Raw genomic sequence first — 15,801 nt, 5'->3', positions numbered from 1 at the left:
ACAGGATGTCCACCGGGATTCGAGCCTTCGCCCACATCGGGGCAAGTCGCGACGCTTGCTTGATAGAGGGTTCGGGGGAAAGATCAAGGGGTCGAGAGGGACTGCGGCGCTGACGGACACGGAAACGGGTTCGACGATGCGAGCAGGAGGTTCTCTGGGGACCTGGAAGCGGCGAAAGTCGGGACCGGAACCACCAAAGGACACCGGCGGCGATGGAAACCTGCGGGTAACCCCGCGTTCGAAGTCGCATCCGACCTGGAGACGCAGATCCCCCAACGGATCTGGATGAGAGGGCGACGTGACGGGAAACCGCTGCGCCGCCCTCTTGCTATGGGCGCTACCCGGTTCGTTGCGACAATATGTCCCGACTTGGCACAGCTTAAGCCTTTCGCCACCAGAATGAGTCATCATCGCGGGGCCTCTTAAGGACCCTCGATGCCGCCCAAGCCATCGCGCAACCTGATCCTGACCGTGAGCCTGACCCTGGCCTTCACGGCCAGCGTGCTGTTCAGCCTGGGCCTGTCAAAGGGCGAGACCGGGGTCGCGGCCATCTGGCTGTCGAACGGCATCCTGGCGGCCTCCTTCCTGCTGCTGCCCTGGCGCTGGAGCGTGCCGGCGGCGGTGCTCTGCTTCCTGCTCAACTGGGGCGCCGGCCTGCTGCTGGGCAACCCCATGGGGATCGGCTTCGCCTTCCCGGTGCTGAACTTCGCCGAGGCCTTCGCGACGGCCTGGCTGGCGCGCAAGGCCTGCGGCCAGACCATGCGGCTCACCAGCCTCAAGCGGGTGGCCAAGCTGCTGCTGTTCGCCGTCGTGCCGGCGACGGCCGCCAGCTCGGTGGTGGCCGCCGACGTCCTGACCCTGTTCGGGCGCAGCTTCGATTCCGTGCTGAGCACCTGGTTCTACGCCCACGGCCTGGGGATGGCGATCGCCCTGCCCGCCATCCTGCTGATCGCCCGGTCCGACGCAGTGCGCGACTTCCACCGCGACTGGCCCGAGCAGTTCGGCCTCTACTGCCTGATGGCGGCCGGCAGCGTGCTGGCCTTCACGCCGGTGCGTTTCCCGACCCCGATCATCATCTTTCCGCTGATGACCCTCATCGCCTTCCGCCTGCGCCCGCGCGGCGCGGCGGTGGCGGCGATGATGCTGGCCTCGGTCTCCACCAGCCTGGTTCTGGGGACCCAGGAGACCCACACCGGGGCCACCTGGACCCTGCTGCAGAAGACCCGCGGGGTCCAGTTCCTGATCGGGATCAGCTTCTTCACCGCGCTGGCCACCGCGCTGGCCATCGCCGACCAGAAGCGCCTGAAGCGCCTGTGGGCCAGCCGCACCCGGGTGGCCCGCGCCGCCCAGGCCCGCGCCGTGGCCGCCGGCCGCGCCAAGTCGGAGTTCCTGGCCAATATGAGCCACGAGATTCGCACCCCGATGAACAGCATCATCGGCTTCACCGAGGTGCTGATGAAGCGCGGCGACCTGCCCGAGGCCGCCCACCGCCAGCTGACCCTGATCGACCGCGCGGGCTCCTCCCTGCTCAATGTCGTCAACGACGTGCTGGACTTCTCCAAGATGGAGTCCGGCGAGGTGGAGCTATCGCCCCGGGCCATCGAGCCCCGGGCCATGGCCCAGGAGACCCTGGCGATCGTCGCCGAGGCGGCCCGCCGCAAGGGCCTGGACCTGCAGTTCGCCGCCAACGGCGAGGTCGATCGCCCGGTGATGATGGACGACCTGCGGCTGCGGCAGATTCTGCTGAACCTGCTCTCCAACGCCATCAAGTTCACCGAGCGCGGACGGGTCCGCCTGGACCTGGACGCGACCGTCGCGGGCGACGCCGCCATCCTGCGCTTCGTGGTCACCGACACCGGGATCGGCATCCCCACCGAACAGGCCACCCGCCTGTTCAAGCGGTTCAGCCAGGCCGACGCCACGGTCACCCGCGAGCACGGCGGCACGGGCCTGGGCCTGGCCATCTGCAAGGGCCTCACCGAGCTGATGGGCGGCCGCATCGGCCTCGACAGCGCCGAGGGCTTCGGCTCGGTCTTCTGGTTCGAGATCGACGCGCCCCTGGCCGAGACCGTGACCCAACCGGCCTCGGGCATGCGCAAGATCGGCGACCTGGGCGCCAGGGTGCTGCTGGTGGACGATCACCCTGTGAACCGCGAGCTGGGGGCCACCGTCCTGACCCTGCTGGGCTGCGAGGTGGTGCTGGCCGAGAACGGCGAGGACGCCGTGGCCGCCGCCCGCGACAGCGGCGTCGACCTGATCCTGATGGACGTCCACATGCCTCGCATGGACGGCCTGGAGGCCACCCGCCTGATCCGGGCCCTTGGGGGCCGCTGCGCCACCCTGCCGATCATCGCCATGAGCGCCGACGTCATGCCCGAGATGGAGGCCCGCTGCCTCAAGGCCGGCATGAACGACGCGGTCGGCAAGCCGATCCAGATCGAGGCCCTGCACGGCGTCCTGGCCCGGTGGCTCGACGAGGCGCGAGCCAGGGACAACGCGGCCTAGAAACCTGGCCAACCCATCTTGGAAGCGGGGCCGTCACGCCCTAGGCTTAAGAGCGATCCAAGTTGGGGAGAGATCATGAACGCCTTGCGCGCCATCGCCGTCGCCGCCCTCGCGGTCCTCGCCGTCGCCTGCTCTCCGGCCAAGAAGGCCGAGACCGCCCCGGCCGCCGGCCAGCCCACGGTCATCAAGTTCGCCACCGACTGGCGGGCCCAGGCCGAGCACGGCGGATTCTATGAGGCCCTGGCCAACGGCGAGTACGCCAAGCGCGGCCTGGACGTGCAGATCGTCCAGGGCGGCCCCGGGGTGAACGTGCCGCAGCTGCTGGCGTCGGGCGCGGTCCAGGCCGGCATGGGCTCCAACAGCTTCATCGCCCTGAACATGGCCCAGGAGGGCGTGCCGGTGAAGGCCGTCGCGGCCATGATGCAGAAAGACCCGCAGGTCCTGATCGCCCACCCCGACCAGGGGATCGAGAGCATCGGCGACCTGAAGGGCCATCCCATCCTGCTGTCGGACGCCTCGGTCACCGCCTTCTGGGTCTGGCTCAAGTCCAAGTACGGGTTCACCGACGACCAGATCCGCAAGTACACCTTCAACTCCGCTCCCTTCCTGGCCGACAAGCGGGTGGCCCAGCAGGGCTATGTCACCAGCGAGCCCTACACCCTGGAGAAGGAGGCCAAGATGAAGCCCAAGGTCTTCCTCCTGGCCGACAACGGCTATCCCAGCTACGCCACCATGATCATGGTCCCGCAGAGCCTGATCGACTCCAATCCGGCGGCGGTGAAGGCCTTCGTGGAGGCCTCGGCCAAGGGCTGGCACGACTATCTCTACGGCGATCCCAAGCCGGCCGACGCGCTGATCCGCAAGGACAATCCCGAGATGGCCCAGGACGTCCTCGACCAGGCCCGTGAGAAGATGAAGTCGTACGGCATCGTCGACGGCGGCGAGGCCAAGACCGCCGGCATCGGCACGATGAGCGACGCCCGCTGGGCCGAGTTCTTCAAGCTCGCCTCCGACCAGGGCGTCTATCCCAAGACCCTGGACTACAAGAAGGCCTACACCCTGCAGTTCGTGGCGCCGCCGGCGGCGAAGTAGCCCGCCGCTGATGCCGCCCGTCGTCGCCCTCGAGGCCGTTGAAGTCGACTACCCCAAGCGCGGCCGCGCGCTGGGACCGTTCACCCTGAGCGTGGCGCCCGGCGAGATCGTCGCCCTGGTGGGGCCGTCGGGTTGCGGCAAGTCCACGGCGCTGCGCCTGCTGGCGGGCCTGGAGCAGCCGACCCGGGGGACGGTGACGCGGACCGCCGGGCGCGGGGAGACCTCGGTGGTCTTCCAGGCCCCGACGCTGGCCCCCTGGATGACCGCTCAGGCCAATGTCGCCCTGCCCCTGGAGCTGGCCGGCGCCTCGCGCAATGGCGCCCGCGACCTGGCGGCCGCAGCGCTGGCCCGGGTCGGCCTGGCCGGCGCCGAGCAGGCCCGCCCCGCCCAGCTCTCCGGCGGCATGGCCATGCGCGCCTCCCTCGCCCGGGCCCTGGTCACCGAGCCACGCCTGCTGCTGCTGGACGAACCCTTCGCGGCCCTGGACGAGATCACGCGCCGGGCTCTCGCCGACGACGTGCTGAAGCTGTGGCGCGAGACCAAGCCGGCCATCGTCTTCGTCACCCACAATGTCGAGGAAGCCGCCTACATGGCCAGCCGCGTGGCGGTGATGACCCGCGGCCCCGGCCGGATCGCCGGGGAGATCGAGGTGGCGGGCCACCTGCCCCGGCTGATCGGCTATCGCACCACCCCGGAGTTCCGCCATGCCGCCGAGGCGGTGTCGGACCTGCTGGTGAAGGGCTCGGAGGCGGCGGCATGAGCAAGCTGCTGGACCTGCTGGCGCCCTTCGCCCTGATCGCCCTGCTGCTGGCCGGCTGGGAGATCGCCTGCCGAGTCACCGGCGTGCCGGCCTATTTCCTGCCCGCCCCCTCCGACGTCGCCGTGGCGCTGGCCACCGACACGACGAGCCTGATGCAGGCGGCCTGGAACACCCTGTCGGTGGCCCTGATCGCCCTGGTGATCGCCAGCATCGCGGCCCAGGCCATCGCCCTGGTGGTGGGCCTGAGCCCCCTGGCCGACCGCGCGGTGCGGCCTTTGGCCTCGGTGCTGCAGGTGACCCCGGTGGTGGCCATCGCCCCGCTGGTGTTGATCTGGGCGGGCATCGACCATCCCGAGCGGGCCATCGTGGCCCTGGCGGTGCTGGTGGCCTTCTTCCCGATCTTCTCCGGGGCGGTCACCGGCCTGAAGGCCGCCGACCCGGACCTGGAGCGGCTGTTCGATCTCTATGGCGCCAGCCGCCTGCAGCGGGTCCTGCGCCTGCGCCTGCCCTCGGCCGTGCCGTTTCTGCTGGAAGGTCATAAGGTTGCGGCCGGCCTGGCGGTGATCGGGGCGGTGGTGGCCGAGTTCGGCGCGGGGTCGGGCGGGGTGCGCGGCCTGGCCTGGCGGATCCTGGACGCGGGCAACAAGCTGCAGACGGCCCGCATGATCGCGGCCCTGGTGGTCCTGGGGCTGATGGGGGTGGTCCTGCACGCCCTGCTGGAGCGGGCGGAGCGGGTCGGACTGGCCTGGTGGCGCGGCCGTTAAGGGCGCCCGTTAGGCCAGGGTTAAAGACGGCTGTTAGCTCAGGGTTAAGCGGCGGCGGCTAGCTTTCGCCGATCATGCGCCTAGGTCTCGCCATCGCCGCCATGCTCCGCGCGGCCCATCCGGCCTCCGAGGAGGAGGATCGCCCCCGCTACGAGGCGCGCGCGCCCGTCGAGGCGCCGGCGCCCGCCGGCCCGATGCTGACCTGGTCCAACAAGCGCGCCTACGCCACCCCGTCGGGCCAGCCGAGCCCCTATGCGCGGCCCGAGCCCATGGCCCTGGCCGGCCAGTTCTCCCGCGGCCGCCAGGAGGCCCCGCCCCCGGCGGAGCTGGCCCCGCCCCCCGGCGAGCGCCAGGCGACCACCTACCGGCCGCCCGCCTACCAGCCCTTCACGCCACAGACGCCCTTTCAGGCGCCGCGCGCAGCGCCGCCGGCCCCGTCCCTTGAGCAGCCGGCCTCGCCGCCGATCCGTGCGCCCCTGCCCTCAAGCCTCTACAGCGGCCCGCCCCCCCTGCCGGAACAGGCCGCGATCGCCGCGCCGCAGCGGCTGGCCGACGCCTCGGCGACGGCGCGCAGCGTGGGCGGCTCCTCCAAGCTCTATTCCGTGCACCGCGCCTATGGCCTGGAGCCCGACCTGATCCCCGAGCCGCCGGCCGGCGACCGCTACGTCTTCATCGGCCCCCCCGACGCGCCCAAGGCCAAGACGACCGACGACGACAGCCGCGACGAGTCCGACGACGGCGACGGCCGCCCGTTCTGAGAGCCCAGATGACGCGCACCAAGCTCCACGACCTGATCGAACTGGCCCAGGAGCCCTCCAGCGAGCGGCGGCGTGAGCTGCTGCGCGGCGTCACCGACCTGTTCTTCACCACCGACGATCCCCGCGCGCCCGGCGAGATGGCCCTGTTCGACGATGTCCTGACCCAACTGGCCGGGGACATGGAGGAAGCCGTCCGCGCCGAGCTCGCCCAGCGCATGTCCGGCGCCGATCCCGCGCCGGCGGGCCTGATCCGGGCGCTGGCGCGCGACGCCTCCATCGAGGTGGCCCGTCCCCTGCTGGAAGGCTCCACCGCGCTCACCGAGGACGACCTGCTGTCGGTGGCCCGCACGCGCGGCCAGGACCACCTGCGCGCCATCTCCCAGCGCCCCGTGGTGCCGATGTCGGTGTCCGAGGCCATCGTGGAACGCGGCGACGACGAGACGCTCGGGACCCTGCTGGCCAATTCGGGGGCCGAGATGTCGCGCGAGACCCACGAGATGGTGGTGGACCGCGCGCTCGACAATCCGGCCCTGCACCAGGCCGTGGTGGCCCGGAAGGCCCTGCCCGTCGACCTGCTGAACGAGATGTATTTCGTGGTGGAGGCCCGGCTGCGCGACCAGATCCTGGAGCGCAATTCCGAGGTCGACCCCGAGGCCCTGGATCAGGCTCTGGCCGCCGGCCGCAAGCGCCTGGCCGCCCGCGACGGCGCCCTGCCCGGCGACTATGCCGAGGCCGAGAAGGCGGTCCGCATCCTGCGCCTGCGCGGCGCCATCACCCCGCCGGTCCTGGCCGGCTTCCTGCGCAACCGCGAGACCACCAAGTTCCTGGTGGCCCTGTGCGAGCTGGCCGACATCGATTTCCACACCGCCCGGCGCATCCTGGAGCGCCGCGAGCTGGATGCGCTCTCCATCGTCTGCAAGGCGGCGGGCTTCGACCGTTCGCTGTACCTGACCTTCGCCGTGCTGATCCTGGACCGGGATTCCAACGCCATGGGCCGGGCCCGGGAATATGGCCAGCTCTACGAATCCCTGCCCCTGGAAGCCGCCCAGCGCACCATCCGCTTCTGGCGCATGCGCCGCCAGACCGGCGACGTCGCCGCCGCCTAGGGCTTGGGGGCGGGGGCGTCGGCTTCGGGCCGCTCGTAGCGGATCGGGGCCTTGATGCGCGCGCCCACGGTCGGCAGGCCGTCCGGCGTCCAGATTCCCATACGGAATTGCGGCGCGATGGCGGAGGCGGCCGCGCCGAAGCCGAGGCCCGTGGGCTCTTCACTCGCCACCGAGCAGTCCGCCAGCCTGCCCTCGGGCGCCACCACGCAGCTGACGACCGCGCGGCCCTTGAGAACGCCCGCGGCCAGGGCGGCCTTCGGATAGCCCGCCTGGAAGTCGGACGCCTCGGGCAGCACCGTCCACTGCGGCTTGCCGACCGTGGGGTGGTTGGGGTCCAGCATCTTGGGCTCGAAGGAGACCGGCAGTTGCAGGGTGGCGGCCCTGACCGGGCGGCCATTGATGGTCGTGGGCGCGGTGAAAGCGCCCACCAAGCTGCGGGCGGCGCCAGAGAAGCCATAGCCGTCCGGCTCCTCGCGCACGGTGGAGCAGCCGGTCAGGCGGCCGTCGGACTTGAAGGTGCAGCTCAGGACGACGTGGCCGGCGACTCCCTTGTCCCGCGCCTTCTGCGGATAGGCCGCCACCACCTGGTCGTAGGTGGGCGCTTCGATCCAGGGCACGTCGGAGATGGCCCTGACCGGGATGGGGGCCAGGCTCATCTGGCCGCCGATGCGGGAACCGGTCTCGGGTCCGGCGCCGGTGAAGTTTATGGAGATCTTGACCCCAGCCTCGGCGAACGGGACGCCGTTGCGGGTCGCCGGGGACATCAGCAATTGAGGGGTTAAGGCGATCGCCGCCTGTCCGAAGCCGGCGCCCGGCGGGCTCTCACTGGCGACCTGGCACTCGACGAGAGCCCCGGTGGTGGTGACCGTGCAGGACAGGACCGCGCGCCCCCCGAGCCCTCGCTTCAGCGCCTCGGATGGCCAGACCCCGAGCAAGTCTTCCGCTCGCGGACGGGTGAGCCAAGTGGCGTGGACGATCGTGTCGGCGGCCAGGGCCGACGAGGCCATCGTCGCCGCGCCAAGCAGCACGGGACCCAGAACATTCCAACGCATCACAGGCGCTCCCCCAACCCAAGGCGCAGCTTGGCATGCGCACCCGAGGGTTGAGGAGTCTAAATCTTGGGACTTAGAAGGCGGGCCTCGGAGAGCCGTGGGTCAGGCGGTTGAGGGCGTCCGACGCGATGATGCTTAGCGAGCGCAGGCCCTGTTCGGCGAAGACGTCGAGGGCGGCGTTCAGAGCGTGGGCGGCGGCGGCGCGCTCGCCGCGGTCGCGGCCGGTGATGTCCAGGCGGGCCTCGTAGAGGCGGGCCAGGTTCACCTGCAGCAGGGCCCAGGCGGTGGGATCGCGCCCCGGCGACATGGCGGTCAGTTCGATGCGGAAGGCGGTCTCGGCGGCGTCCAGCACATTGAGGTCGCCGGAGAGCTCTGCCGAGCGGGCCAGGCAAAGCGCGCGGTTGGAGGCGGCGGTGGCGCGCAGGGCGAGCGCCGGGATCTCCCTGAGCACCATGGCGGCGCGGTCGTAGCAGGTGACGGCCTGTTCGTAGGCGCGCTCGCTGGCGCCGGCCTCGCCGAGCGCCTGCAGACTCTCGGCCAGCGAGGTCTGGATGCGGGCCCAGTCCAGGGGGCTGTGCTCCCGCGACAGGTCGTTGAGCACGTCGGCGAGTTGGTTGATGGCGGCGGCCACGCTCTCGATCTGGCCGGCGGCGTCCCCCAGCAGGGCCGTGGCCTGGCCGCGCAGGGCCGCGGCGCGGGCCCAGCTCAGGGGCTCGTAGGCGGGGTCCATGCCGGAAATGGCGGCCTCGGCGTCGTCGAGGGCCTGTTGCAGCAGGCCGCTGTCCTTCAGCCGCGCGCCCCAGCCCAGCAGCAGGTCGGCGCGCACCAGGCGGGCCTCGACGGCCAGCAGGCGGGCGGCGCGGCAGCGCTTGGTCAGGACGGTGAGGCCCTGGATCGGGATGGTGAAGCGGGCGGCGACGACGCGGGCGGCCTGGGCGTCGCCGGCGGCCATGCGGGCGCGGCCCTCCAGGGCGGCGATGCCGACATCGGCCAGCGGCAGGGCCAGGCCTCCGCGGGCGGCGGCGCGGGCCTCGCGGAAGGCCAGGTCGGCGGCGGCGTTGAGGCCCTCGTCGCCGAACAGCTCGGCGCCCAGCATGGCGCAGTAGGCCTGTTCGCAGCGGGCGCGGGCCCAGCCGTCAGGACGACGGTTGCGGTCGAAGAGGTCGGCGGCGGCCTCGGCGGTGGCGGCGGCCTTGCGCAGGGCCACGGCGTCGCCGGAGCGGCGGGCGACCTCGCGCCAGACGATGGCGGCTTCGAGCTTGCGCTGGGCGCGGTCGGCGGCGCCGATGCGGCCGGCGGCCACGTCGGCGGCCTTGGCCTCGGCCTTCAGCAGCTCCAGGTCCAGCAGCTCCAGCAGGGAGGAGTCCCCGCCGGTCAGGCCGTCGCGCGGGGTGTTCAGGCCCTCGGCGCCGAACAGGCGCTTCAATTCTCGACCGAACTCGAACATGTCGCGGCTCCGATCACCCTGGCGTCTCAACACGGGACGCCTGACCTGGGTTCAGACCGGAAGGAGCAAAGCCGGGTCCGAGATCGTAAACAAGTGGTTAATCAGTGGTTTATGGTTAACGGAATACGAATTTTCGCGTTTGAGGCGAAAAGTGGCGCCTATCCGAAGATCGAGGCCTCGCCGGCCTGGTCCAGCACCCGCCAGGCGCCGGGGGCCAAGTCCGCCGGCAGCGACAGGCCGCCGATGCGGTCGCGGTGGAGGGCGGTGACGTGGTTGCCGACGGCGGCGAACATCCGGCGCACCTGGTGGTAGCGGCCCTCGGTGATGGTCAGGGCGGCCTCGGTGGGGGAGAGAACCTCCAGTTCGGCCGGCGCGAGCGGGCTGTCCTCCCCCTCGAGCATCAGGGCGCCGGCGGCGAAGATCGCCCCCTCCTCCCCGCTCATCGGCCGGTCCAGGGTGGCGAGGTAGCGCTTGGCCACGTGGTGGCGCGGCGAGATCACCCGGTGCAGCAGATCCCCGTCGTCGGTGATCAGCAGCAGGCCCGAGGTCTCCTTGTCCAACCGACCGATGCTGGAGAGGCCCGGCATGCGGGCGCGCCAGCGGGCGGGCAGCAGCTCATAGATGCTGCGCCCCGGCTCGCGGTGGGAGCAGACCACGCCCAGCGGCTTGTGCATGATCAGGGTGAGCGGCGCGGGGGGATCGACCGGAGCGCCGGAGATGGTCATGCGGGCGGGCAGGTCGCGGACGATGGGGACCTTCGCCCCGGCGTCCTTCAGGGTGACCCCATCCAGCACCACCCCACCGGCGCGGACCAGGGCGTTGACCTCGCGCCGGGAGCCATAGCCCAGATTGGCCAGCAGCCGATCGAGCCGGGCCATCGGCGGCTTGCTCACTTGCGCGCCTCGTAGATCTTGTAGCCGCCGGCCTCGGCCTTCAGCTCCACCTTGGAGAAAGCCGCGGCCAGAGGCCGCTCATAGGGCAGGTGACGGTTGGCGGTGAGCCAGCAGGTCCCGCCCTTGCGCAGGGCCTTGGCGGCGGTCTCGATGAAGGCCACCCCCAGCGCCCGGTCCTCGGACCCGCCGTCATGGAAGGGTGGGTTCATCACGACGAAGTCGAGATCGGTGAGGCCGGCCTGCCGCACGTCGCCCCAGACGATGGCGGCCCGAGAGTCGTCGACATTGCGGCGCGCGGCCTCGATGGCCCGGCGGTCGATGTCCACCAGGGTCAGGGTCGTGACCTCCGGGGCGGCCAGGACCTGGAGGGCCAGGATGCCGATCCCGCAGCCGAAGTCCGCGCCCTTGCCCTTCAGCGGCGGCAGGCTCTTCAGCAGCAGGGCGCTGCCCGGATCGACCCGGTCCCAGCTGAACACCCCGGGCTGGGTCCAGAACCCGCCGACGGCGCGCGGCGCGCCCTTGGCGATGGCGGCCTCCAGGCCGGGGGGATGCTCAGGGCGTTCCACCGTGCAGATGCGGTTGTGCTTGCGGGACTCCTCGAAGACCTCGCAGCCGAAAGCCTCCAGGGACTTCTTCAGGCGCGAGCCGCCCTTGTCCTTGGGCGCGAAGGCGGTGAGGCGACCGCCGGGCTTAATGACCCGCAGGGCCTGGGCCAGGGCATGGTCGCGCTCGGCCGTGCCCGGCGGGGCGGCGATGACGGCTTCGTCGACGCTGGAATCGGCCAGGCTCTCCAGGGCGGTGGAGCCCGTCAGGATCGGCGAGACCTGAACCGCGCCGGCAGGAACCTCCACCAGGCCATAGGGCGGGCTCCCGTAGACGATCGCGCCGGCCACGGGCCTAGCCCCGCTCGCGGGTGCGATGGAAGGCCACCTGCGGATAGCGCTCGATCACATAGCCCAGCTCCCAGGCCGACTTGGCCAGGAAGACCGGCTGGTCGTCGATGTCGGTGGCCATGGCGGTCTTGTGCTTGGTGACGAAGTCCTCCAGCTCGGCCTTGGCGGCGGTGACCCAGCGGGCCTCGGCGAAGGGGCTGGCCTCGAACTGGACCTCGAGCTGGTATTCGTTGGCCAGGCGGTCGGCCATCACCTCGAACTGCAGCTGCCCCACGGCGCCGACGATGAAGTCCGCGCCGAACTGCGGCCGGAAGAGCTGGGTCACCCCCTCCTCCGCCAAGCCCTCCAGCGCCTTCTTCAGGTGCTTGGCCTTGAGCGGATCCTTCACCCGCACCCGCTGCAGGATTTCCGGGGCGAAGTTGGGCAGGCCGGCGAAGCGGATGGCGCCGGTCTCCGACAGGCTGTCGCCCACCCGCAGGACCCCGTGGTTGGGAATGCCGATGACATCGCCGGCGAAGGCCTCCTCGGCCAGTTCGCGGTCGGAGGCGAAGAACATGATCGGCGCGTTGACCGACAGCTGCCGGCCGGTGTTCTGCACCTTCAGCTTCATGCCGCGGGCGAACTTGCCCGAGCAGAGGCGCAGGAAGGCGATGCGGTCGCGATGGTTGGGGTCCATGTTCGCCTGGACCTTGAAGACGAAGCCGGTGACCTCGGGATCGCCCGGGGCGATGTGGGTGGCTTCGCCGCCCTTGGTGGCGGCCACCGCCTTGGGCGGCGGGGCGTAGGCGCCCAGGCCCGCCAGCAGCTGGTCGATGCCGAAGTGGCGCAGGGCCGAGCCGAAGAAGACCGGGGTCATGTGGCCCTCCAGGAAGGCCTGGGGGTCGAAGGGCTTCGACGCCTCCCCCACCAGCATGGAGGTCTCTTCGAGCTCAGCCTGCTCCTCGGGGTCGAGGTAGCTGACCATCGCATTGCCCTTGAAGGCGACGGCGGCGGGGTGGCCCTCGTCCTTGTTGTCGGCGGTCTTCTTGGCGAAGGGCAGGAACTGCTGGGTGCGCAGGTCCAGCATGCCCTTGAACCGCCCGCCCGAGCCGGCCGGCCAGTAGAGCGGCGCGGGGTCGAGGGCGAGCTTCGACGCGATCTCGTCCAGCAGCTCGATGGGGTCCTGGGCCTCGCGGTCCATCTTGTTGATGAAGGTGACGATGGGGATGTCGCGCAGGCGGCAGACCTCGAACAGCTTCAGGGTCTGGGGCTCGATCCCCTTGGCGGCGTCCAGCACCATGACCGCGGCGTCGGCGGCCGTCAGGGTCCGGTAGGTGTCCTCCGAGAAGTCCTCGTGGCCCGGGGTGTCCAGCAGGTTGAACATCAGGCCGGCGTGGTCGAAGGTCATGACGCTGGCCGAGACGGAGATGCCCCGTTCGCGCTCGATCTTCATCCAGTCCGACCGGGTCCGGCGGTTCTCGCCGCGGGCCCGCACCGCGCCGGCCGCGCGGATCGCGCCGCCCGCCAGCAGCAGGTTCTCGGTCAGGGTCGTCTTGCCGGCGTCCGGATGGGAGATGATGGCGAAGGTGCGCCGGCGCGCGGCCTCGGCGGCGGGAGAATTGCTCATGGGCGGGGACTAGCGCAGGCGGAGCCCCGACGCTAGCCGATCGCGGCGATCACCCGAGCCGGCGCGGCCTCCGGCTGCAGCTGTTCCAGGGTGCATTGGGCCGGCGCCTTGTCCGGCCGCCAGCGTAGCAGGCGGGTCCCATGGCGGAACCGGGCGCCGGTGACCTGGTCGTAGCGGACCTCCACCACCAGCTCGGGCTTCAGCGGCGACCACTCGGCGGTGCGATCGGTGGTCCAGCGGCTGGGACCGCCCGGCGCCTTGCCGGTGAAGCCCGGCGGCCCGACCAGGGCTTCCAGCTTCCTCGTCAGGCCGGGGCGCTCGGCGTCGCTGATCATCGAGGTGAAGCCGACGTGGTTCAGCAGGCCCTGCTCGTCGTAGAGGCCGAGGAGCAGGGAGGCGACGAACTTCGAGTCCTTCTCATAGCGAAACCCGCCCACCACGCAGTCGGCGCTGCGCAGCTGCTTGACCTTCAGCATGGCGCGCTCGCCGGGCTGGTAGGGTTCGTCCAGCCGCTTGGCGACCACGCCGTCCAGGGCGCCCCCGGACTGGTTCAGCCAGGCCGCGGCCGCCCCGCGGTCCTCCGTTCCTGGCGAGAGGCGGATGGCCTCGGAGCCCTTGAATCTGCCCGCGATGGCCTTCAGTGCGATCCGCCGGGCGCTGAGCGGCAGGGCCACCAGGGACTTGCTGTCCTCCCCGGCCAGGCAGTCGAAGACGATGAACTGGGCCGGCGTCTCGCGGCTGAGCTTCTCCACCCGACTGGCGGCCGGGTGCAGCCGCGCCTGCAGGGCGTCGAAGGAGAGCTTGTCGTCCACGGAGATGGTCAGTTCGCCGTCCAGGACGAACCGCTCGACGGGCAGGGCGGCCAGGGCCGCGGCCATTTCGGGGAAGTAGCGGGTGAGGGGCTTGCCCGACTTCGATTGCAGCTGGACCTCAGCGCCATCCTTGAAGGCCAGGCAGCGGAAGCCATCCCACTTGGGTTCGAACCGCCAACCCGGCTCATCGGGCAGGGCGGCCACCAGCCTAGCCTCCATGGGCGACAGATCGAGGGGGACTGGGAGGTTCACGCAAGGCTCCGACCGGAAGACTCCGCAAACCGTTTTCGGCCGGAGTGGTTCCGGCTCAGGCCGCCAGACGTCTCCAGACCTGACGATCGGCCCAGATGGTGTCCAGTTCGCCGTCGTCCTGGCGCTTGCTGAGCCGGGCCATGATCTCGAAGTCGAGGTTCAGGTAGCGCATCGAGACCTCGCCCGGATCGCAGCCGAAGCCCGGGGCGGTGAACAGGGCGGCGTTGATGGCCGGCGCCTTGGCCATGATCAGGGTGGCCAGCCGCCTGGCCCGCTCGGGCCGGCGCAGGTGCAGCAGCGGGTCCTCGGCATAGAGTTCCTGCCCCAGCCGGCTGACGGCGTTGAAGGACAGGGCCTTGAACCGACGCCCCGAGAGCTTCGGCGCCAGCCGCATTCCGGCGAGGTTGAGGACCACGTCGTTCATCAGGAAGAGCATGCGGCCTTGGTCACTGCTGGGCTTGGGGGAGCACCAGCGCACCTTGGCGCCGCCGACTTTCAGGCCGGTGCACAAAGGCGGTGAATCCCCGGCTAACCCTCTTCCACAGGCTCGGTGAGGAAGTGGCGGCCCTGCTTGTCCTCGATGTCCACGACCCAGAGGTCGGGGTCGATGCGCAGGGCGCGCTGGATATAACGGTCGATGTCGGCCTCGTTGTCGAAGAGCTGGGGCCGCATCCAGATGCGCTCGCCGTCGCCGCGGGTGGCCTCCGAATAGAGCCGGGTGGTCTTGTCCTCCAGGTTCAGCACCCGGACCAGGACGCTGCCGGCCCGGGCGTCGCCCTTGCGCGCCACCACGCCGAAGCCGCCGGCCAGCTCGGCGCGGCGGATCAGGGCGGCGACCCAGATGTCCGTGGACAGAATCATGAGCGGCTCTCGTAACGGAACGGAAAGGGCGAATGGCGTAGGTTGCCATCCAATGTCCCGAGCATACGGGACTGGCAGAGAGCATGACGAGCACAACGCGCACAACTGCGCGGCGCGCGGCGTGTTGGTGGGTGGGGCTCAGTCTGACCGCGGCGATCTGCGCCGCGCCAGGGCTTGCAAGCGCGAGCAGCGTGGACCTCTTCTACGAACGCACCGTGATGACCGCGGCCGACGCCCGATGCGGCCTGTTCGACGCCTCCGTGGGCTCGGCCCTGGCGGCGGCGCGTGCCCAGGCCCGGGGCGCGGCCCTGCGCGCCGGCGCCGATCGCGCCACCCTGAGCGCCGTGGAGCGCCGCGCCTCGCAGAAGGCCGCAGGAGCGGCCTGCGACTCCGCCGACCTCAACCTCGCCGCCTCCCGCGTGCGCACGGCCTTCGAGGGCTACGCCAAGCTCATCAAGATGGACTATCCCGGCGACGTCTCCCAATGGCGCGCCGACCGCAGCTCCACGGCCACCGCGGCCCGCTGGCGCCTGGCCCAGGACGCGGCCTTCGACGGCGGAACCATGGTGTTCGGCCTGGCCGGCCGCATCGGCGCCAACCGCCTGATGGCGGTCGCCAATTTCGAGGACGGCGCGGCGCCCTACGCCGCCCGCCTGGTGCTGCGGGACGTCGCCCTGACGCTGGGCCCCTATCTCGACGCCCGCGGCGACAGCCTGGAGCGCATGGCGCTGGCCCGACGCCTGCCGCCGGTGGCCGCCCAGACCGCCTACGCCGCGGAGGCGCGCAGCCGGGCCGGACTGGACCTGCTGCCCAAGGACCTCAAGAGCGGCTGGGCCTTCCGCTTCCCGGCCCAGGCCGCCCGCACCCTGGCCGGCCTCGATCCCCGCGAGGCGGTGATGGTGGAGTTCCTGTTCGAGGGCCGGGCCCCGCGGCGGGCCTATGTGGAGGTGGGCGACTTCGCCGCCGGACGCGCCTTCCTGCAGGTCGCCAATCGCTAGGC

General features: G+C 71.1%; 15 protein-coding genes. 7 read left to right on the top strand and 8 right to left on the bottom strand.

The window, feature by feature from the left end; all coding sequences use genetic code 11:
* Positions 1–435: 435 nt before the first annotated feature.
* The 6 genes from ACO06I_RS23100 to ACO06I_RS23075 all read left to right on the top strand — a co-directional run bounded on the left by ACO06I_RS23100 (position 436) and on the right by ACO06I_RS23075 (position 6,985).
* Entirely contained in the window at positions 436–2,505 is a 2,070-nt protein-coding gene (locus tag ACO06I_RS23100) for an ATP-binding protein (protein ID WP_421934964.1), read from the top strand.
* A gap of 75 nt (positions 2,506–2,580) precedes the next feature.
* Positions 2,581–3,597, top strand: coding sequence for an ABC transporter substrate-binding protein (locus tag ACO06I_RS23095; RefSeq protein ID WP_421934963.1), 1,017 nt, complete (start codon positions 2,581–2,583; stop codon positions 3,595–3,597).
* Positions 3,598–3,607: 10 nt separating this feature from the next.
* Complete coding sequence (locus ACO06I_RS23090) at positions 3,608–4,357, top strand: ABC transporter ATP-binding protein (RefSeq protein WP_421934962.1); 750 nt, start codon at positions 3,608–3,610, stop codon at positions 4,355–4,357.
* A gap of 5 nt (positions 4,358–4,362) precedes the next feature.
* Entirely contained in the window at positions 4,363–5,121 is a 759-nt protein-coding gene (locus tag ACO06I_RS23085) for an ABC transporter permease (RefSeq protein WP_421935118.1), read from the top strand.
* A gap of 74 nt (positions 5,122–5,195) precedes the next feature.
* Complete coding sequence (locus ACO06I_RS23080) at positions 5,196–5,879, top strand: hypothetical protein (RefSeq protein ID WP_421934961.1); 684 nt, start codon at positions 5,196–5,198, stop codon at positions 5,877–5,879.
* 8 nt (positions 5,880–5,887) lie between these two features.
* Entirely contained in the window at positions 5,888–6,985 is a 1,098-nt protein-coding gene (locus ACO06I_RS23075; RefSeq protein ID WP_421934960.1) for a DUF2336 domain-containing protein, read from the top strand.
* On the opposite strand, the gene ACO06I_RS23070 is transcribed toward ACO06I_RS23075, so the two are convergent.
* From ACO06I_RS23070 to ACO06I_RS23035, 8 genes are all read right to left on the bottom strand, one after another.
* Positions 6,982–8,037 carry a TonB family protein gene (locus tag ACO06I_RS23070; protein WP_421934959.1) on the bottom strand — a complete coding sequence of 352 codons (1,056 nt, stop codon included), beginning with the start codon at positions 8,035–8,037 and terminating at the stop codon, positions 6,982–6,984. The genes ACO06I_RS23075 and ACO06I_RS23070 overlap by 4 nt on opposite strands.
* 73 nt (positions 8,038–8,110) lie before the next feature.
* Complete coding sequence (locus ACO06I_RS23065) at positions 8,111–9,484, bottom strand: hypothetical protein (protein ID WP_421934958.1); 1,374 nt, start codon at positions 9,482–9,484, stop codon at positions 8,111–8,113.
* 158 nt (positions 9,485–9,642) lie between these two features.
* Positions 9,643–10,377, bottom strand: coding sequence for a pseudouridine synthase (locus tag ACO06I_RS23060; protein WP_421934957.1), 735 nt, complete (start codon positions 10,375–10,377; stop codon positions 9,643–9,645).
* The gene (locus ACO06I_RS23055; RefSeq protein ID WP_421934956.1) at positions 10,374–11,270 is read right to left on the bottom strand and encodes a class I SAM-dependent methyltransferase; all 897 of its coding nucleotides are present in this window, start codon (positions 11,268–11,270) and stop codon (positions 10,374–10,376) included. The genes ACO06I_RS23060 and ACO06I_RS23055 overlap by 4 nt, the downstream gene beginning before the upstream one ends.
* A 4-nt stretch (positions 11,271–11,274) precedes the next feature.
* Positions 11,275–12,876 carry a peptide chain release factor 3 gene (locus ACO06I_RS23050; protein WP_421934955.1) on the bottom strand — a complete coding sequence of 534 codons (1,602 nt, stop codon included), beginning with the start codon at positions 12,874–12,876 and terminating at the stop codon, positions 11,275–11,277.
* Between the two features lie 32 nt (positions 12,877–12,908).
* Entirely contained in the window at positions 12,909–13,940 is a 1,032-nt protein-coding gene (locus ACO06I_RS23045; RefSeq protein WP_421934954.1) for an ATP-dependent DNA ligase, read from the bottom strand.
* A gap of 55 nt (positions 13,941–13,995) precedes the next feature.
* Positions 13,996–14,451 (bottom strand): hypothetical protein, encoded by a 456-nt coding sequence (locus ACO06I_RS23040; RefSeq protein WP_421934953.1) that lies wholly within the window; start codon positions 14,449–14,451, stop codon positions 13,996–13,998.
* Positions 14,452–14,468: 17 nt separating this feature from the next.
* A complete protein-coding gene (locus tag ACO06I_RS23035; RefSeq protein WP_304701944.1) occupies positions 14,469–14,801 on the bottom strand; it encodes a DUF1491 family protein in 333 nt (110 codons plus the stop codon).
* A 191-nt stretch (positions 14,802–14,992) separates the two neighbouring features.
* Between ACO06I_RS23035 and ACO06I_RS23030 the strand changes: the two genes are divergently transcribed.
* Complete coding sequence (locus ACO06I_RS23030; protein WP_421934952.1) at positions 14,993–15,799, top strand: hypothetical protein; 807 nt, start codon at positions 14,993–14,995, stop codon at positions 15,797–15,799.
* Positions 15,800–15,801: the final 2 nt, after the last annotated feature.

Source organism: Phenylobacterium sp., from assembly GCF_965229015.1.
Classification (GTDB): domain Bacteria; phylum Pseudomonadota; class Alphaproteobacteria; order Caulobacterales; family Caulobacteraceae; genus Phenylobacterium.
This window is presented reverse-complemented; position numbering and strand designations above follow the sequence as displayed.